Annotated in this window: 1 protein-coding gene; it reads left to right on the forward strand. The window is 53.1% G+C overall.

What is annotated here, in order from left to right:
* Positions 1-29: 29 nt before the first annotated feature.
* A partial coding sequence (locus SB659_RS19995; RefSeq protein WP_410551681.1) for a P2 family phage major capsid protein occupies positions 30-256 on the forward strand: 227 nt, incomplete at its 3' end.

The following is a 256-nucleotide window of genomic DNA, read 5'->3' on the forward strand; positions in this document are numbered from 1 at the left end:
GTGGTGATTACGCAAACCTCGACGCTCTCGTGTACGACGCCGTGAATGAAATGATTGACCCGTGGTACCGCGACGATACTGGCCTGGTTGCCATCATGGGTCGAAAGCTGATGGCAGATAAGTATTTCCCGTTGATTCAGCAACATGCCGAAACGCCAACGGAAAGTCGTGCATTAGACATGATGATTAGCCAGAAGCGAGTAGGCGGGCTACAAGGCGCACGTGCCCCTTACTTCCCTGATGGCGGGATCTTCAT

This window comes from Arthrobacter sp. SIMBA_036 (assembly GCF_046535135.1).
GTDB lineage: Bacteria > Actinomycetota > Actinomycetes > Actinomycetales > Micrococcaceae > Arthrobacter.